The sequence below is a fragment of the Micromonospora sp. NBC_00389 genome (assembly GCF_036059255.1).
In the GTDB taxonomy this organism is placed as follows: domain Bacteria; phylum Actinomycetota; class Actinomycetes; order Mycobacteriales; family Micromonosporaceae; genus Micromonospora.
The window spans coordinates 3,639,623-3,662,484 of sequence record NZ_CP107947.1; the positions used below are offsets into that span (position 1 = coordinate 3,639,623).

Annotated in this window: 19 protein-coding genes and 1 riboswitch; of the genes, 10 read left to right on the top strand and 9 right to left on the bottom strand. The window is 73.2% G+C overall.

The genetic code is table 11. The features are described 5' to 3' along the window. Positions 1-154 precede the first annotated feature (154 nt). The 6 genes from OG470_RS17295 to OG470_RS17320 all read left to right on the top strand — a co-directional run bounded on the left by OG470_RS17295 (position 155) and on the right by OG470_RS17320 (position 7,396). The gene (locus tag OG470_RS17295) at positions 155-850 is read left to right on the top strand and encodes an SDR family NAD(P)-dependent oxidoreductase (protein ID WP_328425527.1); all 696 of its coding nucleotides are present in this window, start codon (positions 155-157) and stop codon (positions 848-850) included. Then, complete coding sequence (locus OG470_RS17300; protein ID WP_328425529.1) at positions 847-2,478, top strand: MFS transporter; 1,632 nt, start codon at positions 847-849, stop codon at positions 2,476-2,478. The genes OG470_RS17295 and OG470_RS17300 overlap by 4 nt, the downstream gene beginning before the upstream one ends. A 211-nt stretch (positions 2,479-2,689) precedes the next feature. After that, entirely contained in the window at positions 2,690-3,004 is a 315-nt protein-coding gene (locus tag OG470_RS17305; protein ID WP_328425531.1) for a hypothetical protein, read from the top strand. Between the two features lie 57 nt (positions 3,005-3,061). Next, entirely contained in the window at positions 3,062-3,841 is a 780-nt protein-coding gene (locus tag OG470_RS17310) for a TetR/AcrR family transcriptional regulator (RefSeq protein ID WP_328425533.1), read from the top strand. A 170-nt stretch (positions 3,842-4,011) separates the two neighbouring features. Further along, a complete protein-coding gene (locus tag OG470_RS17315) occupies positions 4,012-5,214 on the top strand; it encodes a low temperature requirement protein A (protein ID WP_328425535.1) in 1,203 nt (400 codons plus the stop codon). After that, positions 5,207-7,396: a hypothetical protein gene (locus OG470_RS17320; protein ID WP_328425537.1), complete on the top strand. Its 2,190-nt coding sequence runs from the start codon at positions 5,207-5,209 to the stop codon at positions 7,394-7,396. Before OG470_RS17315 ends, OG470_RS17320 begins: the two co-directional genes overlap by 8 nt. 35 nt (positions 7,397-7,431) lie before the next feature. On the opposite strand, the gene OG470_RS17325 is transcribed toward OG470_RS17320, so the two are convergent. The 3 genes from OG470_RS17325 to OG470_RS17335 all read right to left on the bottom strand — a co-directional run bounded on the left by OG470_RS17325 (position 7,432) and on the right by OG470_RS17335 (position 9,525). Further along, on the bottom strand, positions 7,432-7,827 hold the full coding sequence (locus OG470_RS17325; protein ID WP_328425539.1) for a hypothetical protein: 396 nt from the start codon (positions 7,825-7,827) through the stop codon (positions 7,432-7,434). Beyond that, positions 7,824-8,273: a hypothetical protein gene (locus OG470_RS17330; protein WP_328425541.1), complete on the bottom strand. Its 450-nt coding sequence runs from the start codon at positions 8,271-8,273 to the stop codon at positions 7,824-7,826. The genes OG470_RS17325 and OG470_RS17330 overlap by 4 nt, the downstream gene beginning before the upstream one ends. Positions 8,274-8,646: 373 nt before the next feature. Further along, positions 8,647-9,525, bottom strand: coding sequence for an alpha/beta fold hydrolase (locus OG470_RS17335; RefSeq protein ID WP_328425543.1), 879 nt, complete (start codon positions 9,523-9,525; stop codon positions 8,647-8,649). Between the two features lie 155 nt (positions 9,526-9,680). On the opposite strand from OG470_RS17335, the gene OG470_RS17340 reads away from it, so the two are divergent. From OG470_RS17340 to OG470_RS17350, 3 genes are all read left to right on the top strand, one after another. Then, a complete protein-coding gene (locus tag OG470_RS17340; RefSeq protein WP_328425545.1) occupies positions 9,681-12,998 on the top strand; it encodes a BTAD domain-containing putative transcriptional regulator in 3,318 nt (1,105 codons plus the stop codon). Positions 12,999-13,122: 124 nt separating this feature from the next. Next, positions 13,123-14,694, top strand: coding sequence for a Na+/H+ antiporter (locus OG470_RS17345; protein ID WP_328425547.1), 1,572 nt, complete (start codon positions 13,123-13,125; stop codon positions 14,692-14,694). A gap of 200 nt (positions 14,695-14,894) precedes the next feature. Then, positions 14,895-16,205: a hypothetical protein gene (locus OG470_RS17350; protein WP_328425549.1), complete on the top strand. Its 1,311-nt coding sequence runs from the start codon at positions 14,895-14,897 to the stop codon at positions 16,203-16,205. Positions 16,206-16,248: 43 nt separating this feature from the next. Here OG470_RS17350 and OG470_RS17355 read toward each other — a convergent pair whose 3' ends face one another. The 5 genes from OG470_RS17355 to OG470_RS17375 all read right to left on the bottom strand — a co-directional run bounded on the left by OG470_RS17355 (position 16,249) and on the right by OG470_RS17375 (position 21,110). Then, on the bottom strand, positions 16,249-16,992 hold the full coding sequence (locus OG470_RS17355) for an amino acid ABC transporter ATP-binding protein (RefSeq protein WP_328425551.1): 744 nt from the start codon (positions 16,990-16,992) through the stop codon (positions 16,249-16,251). Further along, positions 16,989-17,771 carry an amino acid ABC transporter permease gene (locus OG470_RS17360; protein WP_328425553.1) on the bottom strand — a complete coding sequence of 261 codons (783 nt, stop codon included), beginning with the start codon at positions 17,769-17,771 and terminating at the stop codon, positions 16,989-16,991. Before OG470_RS17360 ends, OG470_RS17355 begins: the two co-directional genes overlap by 4 nt. A 45-nt stretch (positions 17,772-17,816) precedes the next feature. After that, positions 17,817-18,686 (bottom strand): ABC transporter substrate-binding protein, encoded by an 870-nt coding sequence (locus OG470_RS17365; protein WP_328425555.1) that lies wholly within the window; start codon positions 18,684-18,686, stop codon positions 17,817-17,819. Between the two features lie 101 nt (positions 18,687-18,787). Further along, entirely contained in the window at positions 18,788-18,928 is a 141-nt protein-coding gene (locus OG470_RS17370) for a hypothetical protein (RefSeq protein ID WP_328425557.1), read from the bottom strand. Positions 18,929-18,961: 33 nt separating this feature from the next. Beyond that, positions 18,962-19,074, bottom strand: a riboswitch (SAM riboswitch). 86 nt (positions 19,075-19,160) lie between these two features. Continuing rightward, on the bottom strand, positions 19,161-21,110 hold the full coding sequence (locus OG470_RS17375) for an amino acid transporter (RefSeq protein ID WP_328425560.1): 1,950 nt from the start codon (positions 21,108-21,110) through the stop codon (positions 19,161-19,163). 221 nt (positions 21,111-21,331) lie between these two features. Between OG470_RS17375 and corA the strand changes: the two genes are divergently transcribed. Continuing rightward, positions 21,332-22,462 (top strand): magnesium/cobalt transporter CorA, encoded by a 1,131-nt coding sequence (gene corA / locus OG470_RS17380; protein ID WP_328425562.1) that lies wholly within the window; start codon positions 21,332-21,334, stop codon positions 22,460-22,462. A gap of 15 nt (positions 22,463-22,477) precedes the next feature. On the opposite strand, the gene OG470_RS17385 is transcribed toward corA, so the two are convergent. Continuing rightward, the gene (locus OG470_RS17385; protein WP_328425564.1) at positions 22,478-22,669 is read right to left on the bottom strand and encodes a hypothetical protein; all 192 of its coding nucleotides are present in this window, start codon (positions 22,667-22,669) and stop codon (positions 22,478-22,480) included. Positions 22,670-22,862 lie beyond the last annotated feature (193 nt).

The following is a 22,862-nucleotide window of genomic DNA, read 5'->3' on the forward strand; positions in this document are numbered from 1 at the left end:
CGTCCAGATCCACTTCTGAGGTATGCCCAGCCCTACCCTCGCTACCCGGACGCCGGCCGCAGGTCGGGCGGAACGGGTGTGGCGCGGCCGGAAATGGGAAGAACGCGCCGTCACGCGGCACCGCGTGACCTGCGTTGGCGGCGGCTGGAGTGACATGGGTGCCAGAACCTTCGTGGTGGTCGGCGGTACCAGCGGGCTCGGCCTCGCGGTGGCCCGGCTGCTGGTCAACGAGCACCAGGTCGTGGTGTTCGGCAATGTGGCGGGCGAGGTCGCCGCGGCGACCGACGAGCTGGGGTGCGACGGCGCGCTCTGCGACGTCTCCTCCTACGAGCAGGTTCGTGAGGCGTTCGCCGAGGTGGTCGGGCGTTACGGCAGGATCGACGGGGTGGCGGCCTGCGCGTCGATGTGGGCGGGCGGCGACCTGGCGGACCTCGCCGTGGAGCACATCCGGCGGGCCGTGGACATCAACGTACTGGGCATCACGTACCTGCTCCGGGAGGTGCTGGAGCACCTGCACCGGCAGGGCCACGGGAACGTGGTGTACATCGGCGCGCTGGCGCTGGCGGCCCCCCGGCCCGGCATCCCGGTGTACCGGGCCACCAAGAGCTACGGCAGCAGCCTGGTCGATTCGCTGGCCGAGGCCCAGCACAGCAACCAGATCAAGGTGATGCAGCTACATCCCGGGCCGATGCCGACCCGCCTGCAGGAACGGGTTGGCGCCGAGTTCCTGGACGAGGTGTACGCCATGCCCGAGCAGGTCGCCACCGAAGTCGTCCGGCTGCTGCTGCTCGAACCCGACGATCTCTACGTCTCCGGCGAACGCGTGCTACGCGCGGACGGGCGGTGGTGACGGCGGCAGCCGGACCCGCCGACCGTCCGGCCTCGGCGTGGGCGCCGCTGCGGACCGCGGCCTACCGCAACCTGTGGCTGGCCCTGCTCGCCGCCAACATCGGCACCTGGATGCAGACGGTCGGCGCGCAGTGGTTGCTGATCCACCACTCCAACGCCTCCACCCTGGTCGCCCTGGTCCAGACCGCCAGCCTGCTGCCGGTGCTGCTGCTGGCGCTGCCCGCCGGCGTGCTGGCCGACAACTTCGACCGCCGACATCTGTTGATCGCCGTGCAGCTGTTCCTGGTCGTGGTGGCGCTGGCGCTGACCCTGCTCACCGTGACCGACCGGATGCCGCCGGCGCTGCTGCTCACGCTCACCTTCGCGTTCGGGGTCGGGCAGGCGCTCACCCTGCCGGCCTGGGCGGCGGTGATCCCGGAGCTGGTGCCGCAGGGTCAACTGCGGGCGGCGTCCGCGCTCGGTTCGATCAGCGTGAACGTGGCGCGGGCGGTCGGGCCGGCGGTGGCCGGCGTGCTGATCGCGTGGACCGGTGTCGCCCCGGTCTTCGCGCTCAATGCCGTCGCGTTTCTGATCTTCACGTACGCGTTGGTGCGCTGGCGACCCGGCAACGCTCGTGCGGTCGAGGTGCCCGAGCGGTTCGCCGCGGCGCTGCGCGCCGGTGGCCGCTACGTGAAGCACTCGCCGACCGTGCGTCGGCTGCTGCGCCGCTCCCTGGTCTTCGTGGTCCCGGCCAGCGCACTCTGGGCACTGTTGCCGCTGGTGGCTGCCCGGCGGCTCGGGCTGGGCTCCGGCGGGTACGGGCTGCTGCTGGCCGCCCTCGGGGTCGGGGCCATCGTGGGTGGGCTGCTGCTGGCCGTGATCCGGACCCGGCTGTCGGCCAATCAGCTCCTGCTGATCGCCGGGGTGCTGTTCACCATCTCGCTGGCCGTGGTCGGCGCGGTACCGGTGGTGCCGCTGGTGCTCCTCGCCCTGCTGCCCGCCGGGATGGCCTGGGTGACGGTGCTGGCCAACGTCAACGCCGAGATGCAGCTCTTCCTACCGAGCTGGGTGCGGGCCCGGGGGTTGGCCGTCTACCAGGTGTGCTTCGCCGGTGGGCAGGCGGTCGGTGCGCTCGTCTGGGGGCTGTTGGCCGACGTGGCCGGGCTGGTCCTCGCCTATCTCGCGGCGGCGGGGTTGATGCTGGTCGGCACCGTGACCAGTCAGATCTGGCCGCTTCCGGACCTGCGGACGGTGAACCGTGACCCGGCGGCCTACTGGCCGGAACTGCACCTGGCGTACGAGCCGGACCCCGGGGTGGGGCCGGTGCTGGTGACGGTGCAGTACACCGTCCAGCCGGAGCGGACGCAACCGTTCCTGGTCGCGATGGACCTGGTGCGTGGTGCCCGCCAGCGGACCGGCGCGATGCGTTGGGGGCTGTTCCGGCCGGCCGAGACCACGAACCTGTTCGTCGAGGTGTACGTGGTGCCGTCCTGGGGCGAGCACCTGCGCCAGCACGGCGGCCGGTTGACGGGCGAGGACCGCCAGGCCGAGGAGCGGGCGCGGGAGCTGACCGACGGCGAACCGGAGGTTCGTCATCTGGTGCCGGCCGCCGCCGGCCCGACGCTGCGCGACAACGACGAAGGTGTGTGATCCGGCGGCTGCGCGTCAACGCGGCGTCACAATCGCGCTGATCGGCGTAGTGGACGCGTGAAAGCCGTCGCCGACGCCCGCCGCGGTGCGCTGATATGGCCATTGGCGGGTCCGAGGTACGGGCCGTCGCCCTCGCCGGAGGCGTGCTGTGGTTGTCGATCAGGAGCAGAGGACCGCGGCGGCCGGCGGATCGACGCCGACCGGGATTAGTGTGGCGATCGGTTGGGCGGTCATGATCGGTGCGGCGCTGCTCGCGGGGGCGCTGTTCTCCCCGGCGGAACTGCCGGCCCGGACGCTGCTCATGTCTGTCGCCGCCGGGGCGTACGCGGCGGTGGTGGCCGATCTCCGCGCGGTCGTCGCGGTCACCGGGCTGGCCATGGCCACCTTCGTCGGCTTCCTCGCGCACCGCTTCGGTGAGCTGACCGGTGGCGGGGACGCCTGGTCGTACGCCATCGTGATCGCCTTCGCGGCCACGCTCGGGGCGGGATACCGCTGGTTGCGGTCGATCGCCCCGGCGGGCGACTGACCGTCGGGCCGGCGCGCGGCGTACGGCGTACGCCCGCGTTGTTAGGATTGCCGCACCATGGCGAGTGAGCGCAAGGCGACGGCGGACCCGGCCCGCAGCCTGGCCATCCTCTGGCGCACCCGGGAGCCGACCAGCCGCAGCGCCGGGCCGGGGCTCAGCGTCGACCGGATCGTCCGTGCCGCCATCGGCATCGTGGACGCCGAGGGCCTCGACGCGCTGACCATGCGCCGGGTCGCTGAGGCGCTGGGCGTCGGCACGATGTCGGTCTACACCTACGTGCCGGGCAAGGCCGAACTCGTCGACGTCCTGATCGACACGGTGTACGGCGAGATGCCCCGCGCCGCCGTCGCGGGGGACTGGCGGGCCCGGCTGGAGCGGATCGCCCGGGACAATCTCGTGCTCTACCAGCGCCATCCCTGGATGCTGCGGGCCGAGACGACGACCCGGCCGGTGCTCGGTCCCCACCTGCTGGCCAAGTACGACCACGAGCTCACCGCGATCGCCGACATCGGGCTCACCGACGTGGAGATGGACGCGGTGCTCACCCTCGTCCTCGGGCACGTGAAGAGCGCCGCGCGTGCCGCGTCCGAGGTGGTCGACCTGGAGCGGGAGACCGGCATGACCGACGGCCAGTGGTGGCAGTCGCACGCGCCCTGGCTGGAGACGTTCATGACGGCCGGCAGCTATCCGACCGCCGCGCGGGTCGGTACCGCGGCGGGCCAGCAGCACGGCGCCGCGTACGGGCCGGAGTACGCCTTCGAGTTCGGCCTGCAACGCGTCCTCGACGGCATCTCGGTGGTGGTCGCCGAGCGGGCGGCCGCCGGCCAACCCGGGTAGCCCGACCCGATCGCCAGCCGGTGTCGCCGCGGTCCGGGGTACCGCGCCACCAGGGGCTCGTCCGCCTCGGCGACCGTGATCCGCCCGGACCCGGCTGAACCCGCCCAGCCACCGCCCTTCGGGTGGTACGACTGGGACGGCGGTGGCATCGGGGGCCGGGAAGGATGGCGATGGCGAACGGGCTTCCCGGGCGGCTGCTGCAGCGGCGGGAAGACCCGCGCCGGGCGTCGTTCCTGGAACTCTTCTTCGACCTGGCCTTCATCTTCGCGCTGACCCGGCTGTCCCGGGCACTGCTCAACGACCTCAGCCTCCACGTCGCCTTCCAGGTGCTCCTGCTGCTGGCCGCGATCTGGTGGGTGTGGTTCGTGACCGCCTGGTCGGCGGACTGGTTCGACCCGCGTACCCCGCTGATCGTCGCCCTGCTGCTCTGGGTGATGTTCGGCGGGCTGCTGATGGCCGCCGTCGTGCCCACCGCGTTCGGCAGGCACGCCATGGTGTTCGCCGTCGCGTACGTGGCCATCCACCTGGGCCGGGCCGCCCTGCTGATCCCCGCCCTGCGGGGGCACCCGCTGCAGCTGCGTACCGCCCGGGTGGCGATCTGGTTCGCCGCCTCCGGCGTGCTGTGGGTGGTCGGGGCGGCCGTCGCCTCGGCCCGGGAGGTGCTGTGGACCCTCGCCCTGGTCCTGGAGTACGTCCTGGCGCGCCTGGGCTGGCCGACGCCGCGGCTCGGCCGCAGCTCCTGGCCGGACCTCCAGGTGAACGGCGAACATCTCTCGGAGCGCTACCAGCAGATCTTCATCATCGCGTTGGGTGAGCTGATCCTGATGTCCGGCCTCGCGTACGGCGACTCCGGCTTCGACTGGCAGCGCACCCTGGCGTTCGCCGGGGCGTTCCTGACCGCGGTGGCCCTCGCCCGGCTCTATCTGGTGCCCGCCGGCGGGCGGCTGGGCGCCGCCATCGAAGCGGCCGGTCCGCCCGGTAGCCGGCTCGCGCTGCTCGCCGGCTACCTGCACCTCGTCATGATCGCCGGGGTCCTGGCCACGTCGGTCGGCATGGAGTTGGCGATCACCGACCCGAGGTCGCGCGAGCCGGCCGCACTGGCCGTGGCCGTCACGGGTCCGGTGCTGTTCCTGCTCGGGCGGATCCTGCTCTCGGTGGTGGTCGACGGCAGCCTGTCCTGGCCCCGGCTGATCGTGGTGCCGATGATCGTGGTGGGCGGCTTCGCGAGCGTGGAGCTGCCACTGCTCGGTGCCGGCGCGATCGTCACCGTCCTGCTTCTGATGGTGATCGCGGCCGAGGATCTGCTGGACCGGAGTCGCTGGCGCCGATCGGCCCACGCGGGCGTGGCCGTTGAACGGCGGCGGCATGGGTAGTCAACCGGAGTCGCCGCGCCACCGCGACGGGCCGGGGCGGTACGACATCGTGGAGTTGCGCGTGCACGGCGTGTCCGGGGCGCGACCGGAGCGTGTCCTCGACCGGGCGGACGTCCAGCAGGTCGCCGGCGACCGCAGTGGCGGCTTCCACCGTCCGGTGCCCGAGCGGCCGGACGACGCCGCCGACCCGGACGGGGTGACGCTGGAGGCGTACCGGTGGGGCGACCTGCCCTCGGGCACCGTGGCCCGGACGCTGTCCCTGGTCTTCCTGCTGCCGTTCATGCTCAGCAACGTGGCGGTCTGGATGCGACCGGTCGACCGGCGGAGCGGTCCCGGTGTTTCCGTGCTGTGCCGGCTCCTCGCGCTCAACCTCACCGTGGTGTACGTGCTGTCGATCGCCGGGGTCGCGCTCGACCTGCTCGCCTGGCGGTGTCTCGAGGTCGCCCAGTGTCCGGCACCCTTCACCACGATGACCGAGCTCAACGGCCGGCAGGTGGGGCAGCGACTGGCGGTGCTGGCTCTGCTCCCGGTCGCCGCCGTCGCCTTCCTCCGCCTGCTCGGAACCCGCCGATCCCGTCCGTCCGGCAACCCGCTGTGGGCCGTCGAGCCGCTGGTGGGGCGGCTGCGGGCGATCCACGTGGCCGCCGCGCTCGCCGTGCTCGACGTGGTGTTGCTCGCGGCCCGTTCCACCGGCGGCCGGACGGCGTGGACGACCGTGCTGCTGGCGCTCAGCGGAGCGGTGCTGCTGGCCTGCGTCGGCCTGCTCGCCGCCCCCGGGCTGCTGGACGGGGCGTCGACCGCGCGGGCGGCCACCCGGACCGCCGGTACCTTACGGGCGTTGGCGTACGGCCTGAGCGCGGCCACCTTCGCCGCCGTCGCCCTGGACGGGCGCGACTGGCAGTCGTCGGCCGGGCTGCCGGGCTACGACCAGATCGCCGGCTGGGCGAAGCTAGGCCAGATGACGCTGCTGGTAGTGCTCAGCGGGCTGGTGCTGTGGCACCACGGCCGGGGGGACCGCCAATCCCCGCTGGCGCGTGGGCTGGGCGCGGCGGTCATCGCGGCTATCGCGGTCGGCCTGGCCGGCGCGTTCGCCTCCGATCTGGTCTACCAGACCGGGCACCTGCTCGGCGGCTACCGCGGCGACGGTGGGCCGCCGCTGTCGTACCGGTGGACGATCCTGGCATTCTTCCTCCACGTGGCCGCGGCGGTGGTGCTGTGCGGCGCGTTGACCCTCACCTCGCGGCGCCGCCGGTGGCGGGCCGCGGCGGCGATCACCGCCCGGGACTTCCCGGTGCCCCCGCCGGGAGCCGCCGGGCAGCTGCGGCGGGTGACGAAGGCCATCGCCCAGGCGCGGTTCACCGAGTGGCTGGGAAGGCTCGCCGTGACGTACGCGGCGCTGGCGGCGATCGGCCTGACCACGAGCCTGCTGGGCCTGTTCGGGCTCGAACCGGACCAGTTGGCGCGGCGTCTTTTCGGGCTGCCGGCTGGGGCCGTCGGTGTCGGCCTCGCCGTGGGCAGCTACCTCACCGCCGGCGTGGTGCTCGCCCTGCTGTTGGGTGGGGTCCTCGCCTACCGGACGGCGTGGTTCCGCCGGCACGTGGGGATCCTGTGGGACCTGGGTACCTTCTGGCCCCGGGCCGCCCACCCGTTCGCACCCCCGAGCTACGCAGACCGCGCGGTGCCGGAATTGGCCGACCGGATCACCCAGCTCGCCGAGCGACACGCCGGGGTGCTGCTCTGCGGGCACAGCCACGGCTCTGCGCTGCTGGCCCTCGCGGTGCTGCGGCTGCCCCCGGAGGTGCGCCAACGGGTCGCGCTGCTCACCTACGGGTCCCCGCTGGGCCGCCTGTACGCCCGGCTGTTCCCGGCGTACCTGAACGACGAGGTGCTCCGCGAGGTGGGGAAGCGGATCGGGTGGCGGTGGCTGAACCTGTGGCGGGACACCGATCCGGTCGGCGGCTGGATCTTCGCGGCGCACCGGCCCGGCGATCCGCCTCCGGACACCACCGACCCCGCCGCGCGGGTCGACCGGCGGCTGCGGGACCCGCGGGACGTGGTGCCGCCGTCGGGGGACCGTCAGCCGCCGCTGCTGCGGGGACACCAGCCGGGCGAGTCCGATCCCGAGTTCCGGGCGGCGGTGCGCGAGCTCGCCGGACGGCTACGCGACCAGGGCCGTACCTGAACGGTCGACGGATCAGGGTCGTCGGGAGCCGTTCGTCACCGGTCCTCCGGCAGCCGTTCGGACTCCGCGACCACCGCACGGACCTTGCGCAGGGTGGCGTCGGGCGAGCGGATCGCGGCACGCCACCGGTCGAGGGTCCGAGTGAGCACCCGGACCACGAACTGCAGCTGGTTGACCTGTTCGCGCAGCACCCCCAGCTCCGATCGGGCGCTCAGCGCCTCTTCCTCCAACTCGGTGATCCGGCTCTGCAGCGGTTGTACCAGGGTGATGGCGGCCTCGGTGAGGGTGTCGGCGGCGTCGGCCTTGAACTTGCCGCGTTGCACCACGACGGTGGCGATGGCGGCCAGGCCGGTGGTGCCGCCGAGGATGCCGAATACGCTGAGCGCCACCTGCAGCCACGGGGGTGCGGCGGGCGCCGGTGTGGAGATCACGTGACACCGCCTTCTACCGGTGCGTCGCCTATGCACTGGCTGGCCCGGGCCAGCCGGCGCAGGTCGATGGCGATCTGGGCGGCGCGCCACAGGGACCCGACCGCGAGCGCGGTGATGAACGACGCTGCCGCGGTGGCCTGTCGGCCCGACACGACCAGCAGCGCCATCGTGTACATGCCGCTGATGGTGCCGAACACCAGGACCGACGCGAGCTCGATGCCGAGCCCGGTGGCGAGCCGGCCGGGCCACAGGATGCCCAGCATGCCGCCCACACCGACCAGGACCAGACCGATCTCCCAGCCGAACTGGATCGGCAACGGCATGGACATCTGGACCGACGTGGGTCGGACGCCGAGCAGCAGCATGAGGACACCGCAGATGGGGGCCATGGCCAGGGCGGCCACCTCGAACGGCTGGTGCCGGGACCGGATGCGCAGATGTCCCACGGCAACTCCCTGGTCGAGGACCATCGTCAGCCGCCGACGGCCGGTGGGCGGTGCCGTGGTGGGCCGTGATCGGCCCCTGCGGTCCGCGTGGCAAGCCCTGGGTCGGGGTGTGGACGGTCGGTGGTCGAGGAGATGAGCGACTCGCCGCCGTTGGCTGGCCGGTTACTGCCTGTGTATCACCGGTGACTGCTTGGCGTCCACCTGGTGTCACGTCACATATCCGCAGGTCAGGGTCCATTTCGGGGGGCGGAGGCCCGGCTTGTGCGCTGCGGGCCGGGAGAAGGGGTCGGTGGGCCGGCCGCCATGGCGTTCAGTGGCGATGAGTGTCGGAAATCTTACTTGCCGTGACGTGGCGGCCGGCCCGTTGGATCGGTTAGCGGGCGAGCAGGGCGCGCAGTGCCCGGACCACCTCGGCCGGTGCCTCCTCCGCCATGAAGTGCCCGCAGGTGACCGTCCGGTGCTCCAGATCCGGCGCCCAGGCCCGCCACACCCCGGCCGCGTCGTAGCCGAGCGCCGCGCCCCAGTCCTGTTGCAGCACGGTCACCGGCATCCGCAGCTGGTTACCTGCTGCCCGGTCGGCGGTGTCGTGGGCGACGTCGACACCGGCGGACGCCCGGTAGTCGGCGACGATCGAGGTGACCGCGGCCCGGGACGCGCTCAGATACGCGGCCCGCACGTCCGCCGGCAACGCCTCCGGATCGCGGGTCCAGATGTCCAGGAAGTGGCCGAAGAAGGCGTCCGGGCTGCCAGCGATCAGCTCCTCGGGCAGGCCGGGCGGCTGCGCCATCAGGTACAGGTGGAAGGCGACCGAGGCGTTGGCGCCGTGCAGCACGTCCCACATGTCCAGGGTGGGCAGCACGTCGAGCATGGCGAGCTGGGTGATCGCCTCCGGGTGGTCGAGGCCGGCGCGGAACGCGACCAGGGCACCCCGGTCGTGCCCGGCCAGCGCGAAGCGCTCGTGGCCGAGCGCGGCGGCCAGCGCCACGATGTCGTCGCCCATGGTGCGTTTGGCGTACACGTTGCCGTCGGTGTCGACGGGCTTGTCGCTCTCGCCGTAGCCGCGCAGGTCGGGGCAGATGACCGTGTGGTCGGCGGCCAGGTCGGCCGCAACGTGCCGCCACATGAGGTGGGTCTGTGGAAAGCCGTGCAGCAGCACGATCGCGGGCCCGGAGCCGCCCACGGCGACGTTGAGCGTCACGCCGTCGGCGACGGTGACGCGTCGGTAGTCGAATCCGTTGATTCTGGGATCCACGGGGGAACACCTTCCTGGTGAGCGGGGCCGGCGCGGGTGGTGGCCCGTCGCCGTCGTACGTCGTCGAGCCTGCTCGGCGGTGATCAGCAGCCGGTCAGCGTCCGATCAGTGCCGGCGGCTGCGGCGGGCCGCGTGCACCTGCCTAGATTGGTGCCATGACCAGGCAGCCGACTGCACCCGTGGCGGTGACCTTCGGCGTGCTGGGACCGGTGACCGCCGCGGCCGGGCGTGGCCCGGTCCCGCTCAGGGGGCCCCGGCAGCGCTCGGTGCTGGCCCGGCTGCTGATCGCCCGGGGCCGGGTGGTGCCGGTGGACCGTCTGGTCGAGGACCTGTGGGAGGTCCCTCCGGAGGGCGCGGTGGGCGCGATCCGGACCTTCGTCGCCGACCTGCGCCGGGCACTGGAGCCCGACCGGCCGCCCCGGCAGCCGCCCCGGCTCCTGGTCACCGAGCCACCGGGGTACGTGCTGCGGGCCGCCCCGGAGGCGGTGGACGCCGAACGGTTCGAGGCGGCGGTCGGCGAGGCGGGCCCGCTGCTGGCGGCGGGACGTCCCGCCCTGGCCCTGGCCGATCTGGACGAGGCGCTCGGGCTCTGGCGCGGGCCCGCGTACGCCGACTGCGCGGGCGAGGTCTGGGCGGTCGCGGAGATCAACCGGCTGGACGAGCTGCGGCTGCTCGCCGTCGAGCGTCGAGCGGAGGCGCTGTTGGCGCTGGGCCGGCCGGACGAGGCCGCCGCCGACCTGCCGGCCCACCTCGCCAGCCACCCGCTCCGCGAGGACGCCTGGCGGCTGCTCGCGATCGCCCGGTACCGCTCCGGACGGCAGGGCGAGGCGTTGGCCGCGCTGCGCCAGGCCCGGGACGTCCTGGTGACCGAGCTGGGTGTCGACCCGGGGCCCGAGCTGCGGCGGCTGGAAGCCGAAATCCTCGCGCAGGCGCCACACCTCACCCTGCCGGTTGAGCCCGCCGCTGCGGTGGTCGCCACCCTGACCGCACCGGAGCTGACCGGACCCGTCGGACCGGGCGGGCCGACGCCGGCGGAGAAGCGACCGTTCGTCGGCCGTGACGCGGAGCTGGACCGGCTGCGGCGGGCCGCCGGGGCCGCCGCCCGGGACGTCCGACCCACCCTCGCCCTGCTCAGCGGGGACCCGGGCGCCGGCAAGACGGCGCTGGCCGAGACGCTGACCCGCCGGCTCGCCACCGAGGGCTGGACCACAGCGTGGGGTCGCAGCCCGGAGTACGAGGGCGCCCCGGCCGCCTGGCCGTGGACGCAGATCACCGACGCGCTCGCCGGGCCGTCCGACTCCGTTGTGGCCGCCGGGACCGAGGGCGCGGGCGATCCCGCCGTGGCCCGTTTCCGCCGGCACCGCGCGGTGGCGTCGCTGGTCTCGGCGGTCGCCGACCGGGGGCCCGTGCTGCTGGTCCTCGACGACCTGCACCGCGCCGACGGGGACACCCTGGACCTGCTGACCGCGCTGCTCAGCGGTCCGCAGCCGGCCACCGGGCCGGTGCTGCTCCTCGGCACCTACCGGGCCACCGAGATCAGCCCGGCGCTGACCGCGACCCTGGCCCGGGCGGCCGGGCTGGAGCCGGTCCGGGAGTACCTCGCCGGCCTGCCCGAGCCGGCGACCGGCGAGCTGGCACGCACCGTCGCCGGGGTGGAGCTGGACCCGCCCACCGTGCGGCTGATCCACCACCGAAGCGGCGGCAACCCGTTCTTCGTCCGGGAGCTGGCCCAGCTGTACGCCACCGAGGGTGGCGCGGCGCTGGCGGCGGTGCCACCGGGGGTGCGCGACGTCATCCGGCACCGGCTGGCGCAGCTACCCGCGCCGACCCGGACCGTGCTGCGGCAGGCAGCCGTCCTCGGCCGGGACGTCGATCCCGAGGTGCTCGGCACGCTGGCCGACGACCCCACGACCCTGCTGGACGCCGTGGACCGCGCGTTGCGGGCCGGCTTCCTCACCGAGCAGGACCCCGACGGCCGGCTGCGCTTCACCCACATCCTGGTCCGCGACACGCTCTACGCCGACCTGTCCGCGCCGCGCCGCGCGGCCTGGCACATGGCCGTCGCCGAGGCGTTGCGACAACGGCAGCCCACCGACCCCGCCGCGCTCGCGCACCACCTGCTGCGCGCCGGTGGGCCGGTCGCTGCCGGCCGCGCCGCGGTCTATGCCCGCACCGCCGCCGAGCAGGCGGAACGGGGCGGTAACCCGCATGAGGCGGCCCGCCTGTGGGGGCAGGCGATCGACGCGTACGACCGTTCCGGCGGGACCGACCGGCGCGAGCGGCTGAGCGCGGTGCTCGGCCTGGGGCGCGCGCTGGCCGTGACGGGCCGGCTGGCCGAGGCGCGGCGGCGGCGAGCCGAGGCGATCGACGACGCGGAGGCCGTCGGCGACCCCCGGCTGATCGGGGAGGTGCTGGCCGGCTTCGACGTACCCGCCGTCTGGACCCGCAACGACGACGACCTCCTCTCCGGGCGGATCGTCCGGGCCGCCGAGCACGCCCTGGCCGCACTCGGCGTGCAGGACTCGGCGCAGCGCAGCCGGCTGCTGAGCACCCTCGCGCTGGAGCTGCGCGGCACCACCACCGACCGTGGTCGCCGGGCGGCGGACGAAGCCGAGTCCATCGCGCGCGCCATCGGAGACCCCGGGCTGCTGGCGTTCGCGCTCAACGCCCGCTTCATGCACGCCTTCCACCGGGTCGGAATGGCCGGTGAGCGGGCCCGGATCGGTGCCGAGCTGGTCGACGTGGCCGCCCGGCACCAACTGGTGACCTTCGAGGTGCTGGGCCACCTCGTCCGGGTGCAGGCCTGCTGCGCGCTGGCCGACCGGGCGGGCGCCGACCTGCACGCCCGCGCCGCCGACCGCCTCGCCCAGCGGTACGAACTACCGCTGGTCGGCCTCTTCACCCGCTGGTACGCCGCGCTGCGCCTGGCGCTGGACGGCGAGTCGGCTGCGGCGGCGGACGCGTACCGGGCGGCTGCCGACCGGCTGCCCGCCGACGGCATGCCGGGCCTGACCCGTGGGCTGCTCCCGCTCGCCCTGCTCGGCCTGCGCCTGGCTGACGCCGTCGGGGACGACCGGCCGATTCCCGGGCCCGACGGCGAGGACTGGGCGGGCATGGACTGGGGCCCGCACGAGCCGTGGGTCCGGCCGCTGCTGCTGCTCACCGCCGGCGACCGGGACGCCGCCGGAGCGGCCCTGCGGGTCCTCCCGGACGGGCCGCACGACCTGCTGCGGGAGGCGCGGCTCTGCGTCACCGCCCGGGCGGCGTTCGCCCTGGACGACCGGGCCACGATGAAGCGCGTCGCCGCCGAGCTCCGACCGGCCGCCGACGAACTGGCCGCCGGCAGCGGGGTGCTCACCGTCGGCCCGGTGGCCGGACACCTCGCCGACCTGGCCGCCGCCCTGGGCCGCGACGAAGAGGCGGCCGGTTACCGTCGTGCCGCCCGGGCGGTCACCGCCCGCGCCCGCGCCTGACCGCTGGCGGTGGCCTCACCCCGCCCCGGCGACTTGCCGGTTTCCCCCCGAACCGGGCGGCACGGTGCGGTCAGATGGAACCACCGGCGCGGCCACCGTCGGCCATGGATCGAGGGGGTACGCCGTGGAGGTGCTCGTCCTGATCGTGGTGCTGGGCGTCACCGTCCTGATCGGCACCACGCTCGGCGGCCGGTACAGCGTCGCGCCACCGGTCCTGCTCATCGCGTTCGGGGTGCTGATCGGGCTGGCGCCACCGCTGTCCAACCTCACCCTTGAACCGGAGCTGGTGCTGCTGATCTTCCTCCCGGCGATCCTCTACCGGGAGAGCCTCACGATCAGCCTGCGCGAGATCCGGGCCAACCTCCCGGTGATCGGGCTGCTCGCCGTGGTGCTGGTCGTGCTCACCATGGTCACGGTCTCGCTGACCGCGCAGGCGTTCGGGGTGAACCCCGCCGCCGCCTGGGTGCTCGGCGCGGTCCTCGCGCCGACCGACGCCGCCGCGGTCACCGGGCTGGCCAAGCGGCTGCCCCGGAAGCTCCTCACCACCCTGCACGCGGAAAGCCTGATCAACGACGGCACCGCGCTGGTGCTCTTCGCGGTGACCGTGGGCCTGCTCGCCGGGAGCGCGGCGCCGGGCGCGCTCGGCATCGGCGGGGAGTTCCTCGGGGCCAGTGCCGGGGGAGTGATCGCGGGGCTGCTGGTCGGCGGCGGTGTGGTGCTGATCCGCAAGCGGCTCGACGATCCGCTGCGCGAGGGCGCGTTGAGCGTGCTGACCCCGTTCGCCGCGTTCCTGCTCGCCGACGCGGTACACGCCAGTGGCGTGCTGGCGGTGGTGGTCGCCGGCCTGGTCCTGGCCTACGCCGGCCCTCGGGTGATCCGCGCTCGGTCCCGGGTGCTCGCGTACGCGTTCTGGGACCTGTCCACGTTCCTGATCAACGGCGGGCTGTTCGTCCTGCTCGGCACGCAGATCCCCCGGGCGGTGAAGGGCATCACCAGCACCTCGCCGGGGCGGGCGCTGGTCATCGTGCTGGTGGTCACCGTGGTCGTCCTCGTCACCCGGCTGCTCTTCGTCTACGTGACGGCGGAGTCGGTGAAGTTGCTGGACCGCCGAGTAGTGAGCATGAGCCAGGGGCAGGGCAGTTGGCGGGTGGGCACCGTCGCCGGCTGGTCCGGCTTCCGGGGTGCCGTCTCGCTCGCCGCCGCCCTGGCGGTCCCGGCGACGACGGTCGCCGGTCGACCGGTGGCCGAACGTGACCTGATCATCTTTGTCACCGCGCTGGTGATCGTGCTGATCATGCTCGTTCAGGGCACCACCCTGCCGCTGGTGGTGCGCTGGGCGGGGCTGGTCGGCGACCCCGAGCGCGTCGACGAGTTGCGGCAGGCCCGACAGCGGGCCACCGAGGTGGGTTTGGCCGCGCTGCCGCAGGTCGCCGCCGAGATCGGAGCCGGGGAGGAAGCGGTACGCCGGCTGCAATCCGAGTACCAACGGCACCTGGATGACGTCAGCGAGGGCGTTGGTACGTCCGAGGAACGCCGCCTGGAACGCGACCTGCGCCTCGGCGTCCTCGAACACAAGCGGCGGGAGGTCACCCGGTTGCGCGACAGCCGGGAGATCGACGACCTCGTGCTGCGCGACCTCCAGGCCGCGCTGGACAACGAGGAGATCCGGCTGCTGGGTCGCGGGCCCAACGAGTGACCTCGCCCGGCCTGACCCTCGGGTGCCGACGGCCGTGCGGGACGACGGAGCGGAGGTCTTGCCGCCGCACACCTCCGCGGGGCCGACCGACGGATTGGTGACAGTGGCCAGCCCCTGTGGAGGGCACCCGGCCCCCCGCCGCCGGGTACGGTGGGACGAGTCGGCGTCGGTCGATGCGCTGGGTTCGCGAGGGGGTGCCCATGACCACCGGAGCGACCGAGGCCGACCTGCGGGTGGTCACCGAACGGGCGTTCCTCGACGAGCTGACCTCGGTCACCCGCGAGCGCGGCGCCACCGAGTTCCTGTATCTGATGGCGCAGGGCGACGGCGTGATCGGGGTGCAGTGGGAGCAGCCCGGCATCGACCATCTGCGCCGCTATCGGGTGCGCGATTCCGGTGGCCCGGCCTGCCCACACTGCGCGATTCTGGCCGCGGTGCTCACGCTGGCGCCGGTGCTGCCGCTGGACGTGTTGCGGACCATGCGCGCCCGGCCGCAGTACGAGACGGTGTTACGCACCGGTCGGCTGCCACACCTGGCGTTCGCCCGGCCGGTGCGGCAACCCGGGACGAGTTGGCTCGGTGACTGCCACGCGGTGCCCGGCGACCCGCATACCGAGGCCGACTGCGCGACCCACGCCGTGCCCGCGCCGAGCGGCGACCTGCTGGACCTGCGCCTCGGGACGCTGCCCCGGGCGGTGCGGGAGCTGTACCCGCACGACGGTGCCGCGACTGCGGATCTTCAGCAGCGGCTGCAGATCGCCCGGGACTGGCGGGCCGACGCGCAGGCCGTGGCGAGCGGGATCCGCGAGGCGGAGGCGACCTGGGCGTTCCTGCGCAACTCCTGCATGCTGGGCGTGCCGGTGCCCGGCGCTGCCGGCCTCGTCCTCACCCTTGCGCCGGACCGGGCCCCGGACGACCGCCCGCTGGCCGAGTTGCACACGGCGGCGGTGCGCACCCTGCCCGCCGGGGGTCCGCCGTTGGCCTACCAGGAGCGGGCGTGCCTGGTGCCGGAGCCGGGCACCGGGGCGCAACGGATGCCGTCGTACGGCGGTGCGGTGGACCTGACCGGCGCGGCGCCGGTGCGTACGCTGCGGTTGCCGGCGCCCCGCCGGCCGCTGAGCACCACCGGTCGGGGCGTGCTGCTGCTGTACGAGGCCCGGCACGCGATGGGCCGGCACCACGCGAGCGCGCCGGAGCGCGACAGCGCGTACTGGGAGTCCGAGGCGGCGTTGAACGTCTTCGAGTTCACCCTGCTGGTACGGGTCGCCGGCCGGCCCTACCAGGACGCGGTGGCCGCGTACCTGCAGGCCCTGCGCCGGGAGGGCGACCTGCTCACCCGCCCGCACAAGGTGCTCGACCGGCGCCGACGCAAGGCCCTGTCGGCGGCGTTCGGTGGGTTGGACGACGAGGAGCTGCACCTGTGGGCCTCGGTCGCCTACCGCAACGCCATCCTGGTGCTGCTCGGCGATCTGCAGGCGTTCGCCGCGCACCTGCGGCGGCAGGCCGGCTGACGTCGATCGGGGCCAGGTCGGGCGGGCCGTCGTCGGCGCGGGCTCAGAGCACCTGAGCGAGGAACCGGCGCAGCCGTGGATGCTCGGCCCGCTCGAAGATCGCCTCCGGCGGGCCGGCCTCCAGCACCACGCCCCGGTCCATGAAGGCAACGGTGTCGGCGACCTGCCGGGCGAAGCCCATCTCGTGCGTGACCACGACCATGGTCATGCCCCCGGCGGACAGGTCGGCCATCACCCCGAGCACCCCCTTGACCAGCTCCGGATCGAGCGCCGAGGTGGCCTCGTCGAAGAGCATCACCTCGGGCCGCAGCGCCAGCGCCCGGGCGATCGCCACCCGCTGCTGCTGACCGCCGGAGAGCTGCGCCGGCCGTGAGTCGGCCTTGCCGGCCAGCCCCACCAGCTCCAGCTGTGCCCTGGCGACCGCCACCGCCTCGTCCTCGTCGAGCTTGCGCAGCCGACGCAGCGCCAGGGTGACGTTGCGCAGCACGCTCATGTGCGGGAAGAGGTTGAACTGTTGGAAGACCATGCCCACCCGCTGCCGCAGCGCGTCCGGGTCGTCGCGCAGCACGCTGCGCCCGTCCAGCAGCACGTCGCCGCGGTCCGGCTCGATCAGCCGGTTGATCGTCCGCAGCAGGGTGGACTTGCCCGACCCGGACGGGCCGATCACGCAGGCCGTCGCGCCGCGTGGCACGGCCAGGTCGACGCCGCGCAGCACCCGGTTCGGTCCGAAGGCGAGGTGCACGTCGCTTATGTCGAGGCTGACCGAGGTGGTCGTGCCAGTGGTCATCGCCGGTCCCCTTCGGTCGTGCCGGCCAGCGCCGACTCGGTGTCGTCCTCGTCCTCGTCGGACGGCGCGGTGGCCGGCCGGCCGTGGCGCAGACGCCGGTCGATCCAGTTGACCACGTGCGTCAGCGGCACGGTCAACGCCAGGTAGAAGAGCCCGGCCAGCAGCAGCGCGGACTCGTTGCCGGTGGTGGCCGCGTAGTCCTGCCCGATCCGGAACAGCTCCCGCTGGCTGGCCACCAGTCCGAGGAAGTAGACCAGGCTGGAGTCCTTGATCAGTGCGATGAGCTGGTTCACCCAGGCGGGCAGCACCCGCCGGATGCCCTGCGGAATGATCACCAGCCGCATCGAGTCGGCCCAGGAGAAGCCGAGCGCCCGGGCGCCCTCCAGTTGGGCGGCCTCCACCGACTGGATGCCGGAGCGGAAGATCTCCCCGATGTACGCCGCCGCGATCAGCGACAGCGCCAGGATGCCCAGCGGGTACGGGTCGGGTCCCCAGACCTCCATGCCCAGCGGCGCCAGCCCGACGCCGATCAGGAGGATCGTCGCCGCGGCCGGCAGCCCCCGGAACACGTCGGTGTAGACCCGCGCCGGCCAGCGCAGCCACCGGGTACGGGAGATGCCGGCGACGGCCAGCAGCAGGCCCAGCACCGAGCCGAGCAGGGCGGCGGAGACCGCCAGGATCAGCGTGTTGGGCAACCCGACAGTCAGCATCTCGGGTAGCGCCTCGCGCATCGCGTCCCAGTCGAAGAAGGTCTCCCACAGGGTGCTCAACGGATCCATTGGTCGCCTCTCCTACCGCCCCGCTCGCTCGTCACCGGGTATGCCTCAGGACGCGGTCGACGCGGACGCCGACGCCGACGGCACGGTCACCGTGCCGCTGCCCGGCCGGAAGTCCTCCGGAACTGGCCGGCCCGGGTAGTACTGCGCCTGCAACCGGCTCCAGGTGCCGTCCGCGATCACCTCGTCGAGGCCCTTGTTCAGCGCCTCGCGGAGCTTGTCGCTGCCCTTGGCGACCGCGTACGCGGTCGGTGCCGGGCTGAGCTGCTTGGCCGCCACGGTGATCTTGCCGTTGCTGTCGGCGGCCGACTTCTCGCCGATCTCCGCCGGGGCGATCCACGCGTCGGCGGTGCCCGCCTTGAGCTGGTTGATCGCGCCGTTGTAGTCCGGCACTCGGACCGGGTCGAGCTGCTTGCCGGTGGCGTAGTCGTCCTGGACGGTGCCCTGGACCACCACGACCCGCTTGCCGGCGAGCTGGTCGAAGCTGGTGATCGGCGAGCCGGCCGGGACGTCCAGGCCGAAGTAGCCGAAGTCGTAGCCGTTGCCGAAGTCGACCGTCTTCTTCCGCGCCTCGGTGATGGTGATCGAGGAGCTGCCGACGTCGAACTTGCGGTTGTTCACCTGGGAGAGCAGCGCGGAGAAGTCGGTGCCGACGAACTCGACCTTCAGGCCGAGCTTGCCGGCCACCGCGGCCAGCAGGTCGTTGTCGAACCCGGTGAACTTGCCGTCCTTGAGGTACACGTTCGGAGGGGCGTCGGTCAGCGTGCCGGCGCGCAGCACGCCCGGCTGCGACAGGCCGTACGGGTTGGCGGTGGCGTCGGACGACGTGTCGTCGCCGCAGGCGGTCAGCGCGGTGGCGGCCAGGATCGTGGCCGCGCCGAGGGCAGCGGCGCGGGTCAGGGCAGGAAGAATTCGCACGGGTGTCTCCGAAGGTTGCGCAGCGGCGTGCGCAGGCGTGCGCCGCCGACGGTGCGCCCGATGGGCGTACCGCTGGGGTGGGTTCGGGAAAGAGGGGTGCGCTAGTGCGCGGCGCGGCAGCGACAGGCGGCGCTGCACACCCGCATCATGTCCACGTGCCGCCGCCGGGTCAGTGCCGGCGGAAGCCAACCGGCGCGGGAATCCGCGGTGTCGGTCGGTGGGGCGGTGCTGAGGATGCGCATGGGTTCTCCCAGGTCTGTGCTGACCTGGGCGCCAGGCCACGCTTGCACCGACGTCTTTGCCGGTGCCTGGTCTTCACCCGGGGCACCCCACCGCGGAGGAGGGTTGCCGGCCAGCGAGCCGGGGCTTCGCGCTGGCGCTCATGACCTGTCCAAAGGCTAGCAGCCGGAACCGGCGGATCGTCCAGCCGCTATGACCACGCTCACCCTCCGCGACGACCACCGGACCGCCGGGTCAACCGGCGTGCACGTGCGGCCGGCGGCTCCGGTCGGGCTCCTGGCGGCGCAGGATCTCGCGGGTGACCGGGGCGATCTCGCCCTGCCCGAAGACCAGGTAGCGCAGGAGGTTGCCACCCGGGTTGCCCTCGGTCCACTCGAAGTAGATGTGCGGGCGCCGCTCGATCCGGTCGCGGATCTCCAGCAGCAGGGCGGCCAGCGCGTTGGGCACCGCGGAGCTGGCCAGGCTGAGCACCAGGTAGTTGTCGTGCACCACGCTGCCGCGCACCAGCAGCTCGGTCTCGAAGTCGGACGGGTCGGTGACCGTCACCTCGACGAAGATCACGTCGCTGTCGGCCGGGAAGTCGTTGTCCGCGACGGTCTGGGCCAGCTTGTCGTGGTACTCCGCCGGGTCTCGGCCGGCCGGCTCGTGCGCGATCAGGCGGATCCGGCGCCCGGCGCACTCGTCGATCATCCGGGCCGCCTCGGGGTCCAGCTCCACCCGTTGGACCCGCAGTTCGAAGGCGCGGTTCAGCCGTGACAGCAGCGAGACCAGGATGATCCCGCCGATGAAGCAGGCCGCGATCTTCACGCCGTCGGGGCGCTCCACCACGTTCGCTGCGGTGGTGTAGACGAAGATCACCGTGATGACGGCGAAGGCGACCGTGCGGCCGCGCTGGCGCCGGCGCCGTGCCGCGAGGGTCACGGCCGTCGCCGCCGAGGTGATCAACACCAGAACCCCGGTGGCATAGGCGCCGCCCTGCGCGTCCACGCTGGCCTCGAAGACCACGGTGATCAGGAACGCCACCGCGGTGAAGACCAGCACCAGCGGCCGGACCGCCCGGGCCCAGGTCGGTGCCATGCCGTAGCGGGGCAGGTAGCGGGGTACGAGGTTGAGCAGGCCGGCCATCGCCGAGGCGCCCGCGAACCAGAGGATCCCGATGGTGGACAGGTCGTAGGCCGTGCCGAACACCTCGCCGAGGTACTCGTGCGCCAGGTAGGCCAGCGCCCGGCCGTTCGCCGGCCCATCCGGCTCGAACGCCTCGGGCGGGATCAGCACGGTAGTGGTCACGCTGCTGGTGATCAGGAAAACGCTCATGATCGTCGCGGCGGTGGTGAGCAGCCGGCGCGTGCCGCGGATCCGGCCCAGTGGCCGGTCCTCCGTGTCCTGCGGGTCGCCCCGCACGCTCGGCATCACCGCCACCCCGGTCTCGAAGCCGGACAGGCCCAGCGCCAGCTTCGGGAAGACCAGCAGGGACAGCCCGACCACCATCCACGGGTCGCCGTGGCCGGTGGTCAGCGCGGTGGTCCAGTCCCCGACCGCGCTGGGGTGCGTCACCACCTGCCACAGCGCGGCGGCGATCACCACCGTGTTCAGCGCCAGATAGACCGCGACCAGGACGACGGCGATCCCGATGGCCTCGGTGAATCCCTTGAGGAACACCGCGCCCAGCAGCGCCACGAGCAGCAGCGTGAGCAGGACTCTCTGCCCACTGAGCCCTTCGGGCCAGAACGGGTTCTCGTCGATGTGTGCGGTCGCGTCGGCGGCGGAGAGGGTGATGGTGATGATGAAGTCGGTGGCCACGAAACCGAGTAGCACCAACACCAGGAGCTTGCCCGGCCAGTAGCTCAGCAGGCGTACCAGCATCGCGATCGAGCCCTCACCGTGCGGGCTCTCCACCGCCACCCGCCGATAGATCGGCAGCGCGCCCAGCAGGGTCACCAGCACCAGCACCAGGGTCGCCACCGGCGAGAGCGCCCCGGCGGCCAGTGCCGCGATGCCCGGCTGGTAACCCAGGGTCGAGAAGTAGTCGACACCGGTCAGGCACATCACCTTCCACCACGGGTGGTGCCGGCGCTCCGGCGGGCGGCCGTGCGGGCCCTGCTGCCGAGGCCGCTCCGAATCGGCGCCGAGCAGCCAGTCCCGCAGCCGGCGGGTCCGCGGGCCGGCGCGCCTGTCGACCTCCATCGGCGCTTCCCCCGTCATCCCGCCCGTGGTCACCGCGAGTATCCGCCAGCCGGCCCGCGCCCGTCCGGCGGTGCGCGGAAACCGCCCCGGCCGGGCAACCGGCGCGTAGGTGGGTTTTGGCGCGCGGGCACCGGGGAAGCAGCGCCTCCCGGCGTCCCTGCCCGAACTGCCCGGGCGGTTCGGGCAGCCGCCGGTTGAGGCGTCCGGGGAGGGGGCGGGTCATGGTCGGTGGCCGTCGGTTCCGCCGGGGCGAGGGCTTCGGCCGCCAGCTCGACGAGCACGAGATCCGCGGCAGCGAGCCGCCGCGCGAGCAGCCGGCCGAGCCAGGTGCTGGCGGTCTGGTGGACAGCGCCGTCTACATCCAGGGACACCGCTTCGCGTCGCCGGCCGGGCTCGCCGAGACGTACCGCTGCCTCCAGGAGCAGGACGAGGCGATGGCCTGGATCGGGTTGTACCGGCCCGACATCGACCAGATCACCTCGCTGGCCCGGGAGTTCCGGCTGCACGACCTGGCGGTGGAGGATGCGATCAACGCCCACCAGCGGCCCAAGCTGGAGCGGTACGGGCACACCCTCTTCGTGGTGCTGCGCGCCGCCCGCTACGACGACCTGCGGGAGGAGGTCGAGTTCTCCGAGCTGCACCTGTTCATCGGGCCCGGCTTCGTCGTCACCGTCCGGCACGGCGAGGCACCGGATCTGGCCGCCGTGCGACGGCGGCTGGAAGCCGACGCGCAGATGCTCGCCCAAGGCCCGGAGGCCGTCCTGTACGCGATCCTCGACCAGGTGGTCGACGGCTACGCGCCGGTGGTGGCCGGCTTGGAGAACGACATCGACGAGATCGAGACCCAGGTCTTCGGCGGCGACCCGAACGCCAGCCGGCGCATCTACGGGCTCAGCCGCGAGGTCATCCAGTTCCAGCGGGCCGCCCGCCCGCTGCTCCACGTGCTCGACGCGCTGGCGGCCGGCGCCGGCAGCTACGGCACCGACGAGGAGCTACGCCGCTATCTGCGCGACGTGACCGACCACCTCACGCAGGTCGTGGAACGGGTCGACGGCTTCCGGCACCTGTTGCAGAACATCCTCACCGTCAACGCCACCCTCGTCTCGCAGCAGCAGAACGAGGAGATGCGCAGCCTCACCGCAGCCAGCTACGCGCAGAACGAGGAGCTGAAGAAGGTCTCGTCCTGGGCGGCGATCCTGTTCGCACCCACGCTCATCGGGACGGTGTACGGGATGAACTTCGTCCACATGCCCGAGTTGCAGTGGCGCTTCGGCTACCTGTTCGCGCTGCTGCTGATGGCGCTGGTCTGCGGCACCCTCTACCTGATCTTCAAGCGGCGCGGATGGCTGTGACGGTGTGACCGAGGGTCACTCGATGCCGCGCAGGATATGCCGTTCGTCCTCACTGTCGTCCTCGCCGGCACCGATCCGGCCGAGCAGCACGGCAGCGGCCCAGATGGTCAGTGGCGTGGCCGCCCCGGTCATGCCGCCGCCGGTCCGGTCGTCCCTGGTCTGGCTCCGCTCCGTCCGCGGTGGCCTGCGCTGAGCCTGCATGGGCACTGCCTCTCCTCGTCGAAGCCGTCCCGGGCAGCGCCGCGTGCGCCCGCGCCACCGGATGGGCCGGCCGCGTGCAGGCGGGAGGCCACCGGAACGACATCCATGTCGAACCATCCCACGCCCGGCCTCGTCAGCACCCCTCGTTTTCAGTTTCCCGACTGCGACCCGCCAAACCGGACATTCCACGCGGGGCCCC

Excerpts from the sequence above, each read along its gene's own strand:
- OG470_RS17295 (WP_328425527.1), top strand. The coding sequence starts at position 155 with ATGGGTGCCAGAACCTTCGTGGTGGTCGGCGGTACCAGCGGGCTCGGC.
- OG470_RS17310 (WP_328425533.1), top strand. The coding sequence starts at position 3,062 with ATGGCGAGTGAGCGCAAGGCGACGGCGGACCCGGCCCGCAGCCTGGCC.
- OG470_RS17315 (WP_328425535.1), top strand. The coding sequence starts at position 4,012 with ATGGCGAACGGGCTTCCCGGGCGGCTGCTGCAGCGGCGGGAAGACCCG.
- OG470_RS17320 (WP_328425537.1), top strand. The coding sequence starts at position 5,207 with ATGGGTAGTCAACCGGAGTCGCCGCGCCACCGCGACGGGCCGGGGCGG.
- OG470_RS17340 (WP_328425545.1), top strand. The coding sequence starts at position 9,681 with ATGACCAGGCAGCCGACTGCACCCGTGGCGGTGACCTTCGGCGTGCTG.
- OG470_RS17350 (WP_328425549.1), top strand. The coding sequence starts at position 14,895 with ATGACCACCGGAGCGACCGAGGCCGACCTGCGGGTGGTCACCGAACGG.
- OG470_RS17355 (WP_328425551.1), bottom strand. The coding sequence starts at position 16,992 with ATGACCACTGGCACGACCACCTCGGTCAGCCTCGACATAAGCGACGTG.
- OG470_RS17360 (WP_328425553.1), bottom strand. The coding sequence starts at position 17,771 with ATGGATCCGTTGAGCACCCTGTGGGAGACCTTCTTCGACTGGGACGCG.
- OG470_RS17370 (WP_328425557.1), bottom strand. The coding sequence starts at position 18,928 with ATGCGCATCCTCAGCACCGCCCCACCGACCGACACCGCGGATTCCCGC.
- OG470_RS17375 (WP_328425560.1), bottom strand. The coding sequence starts at position 21,110 with ATGGAGGTCGACAGGCGCGCCGGCCCGCGGACCCGCCGGCTGCGGGAC.
- corA (WP_328425562.1), top strand. The coding sequence starts at position 21,332 with ATGGTCGGTGGCCGTCGGTTCCGCCGGGGCGAGGGCTTCGGCCGCCAG.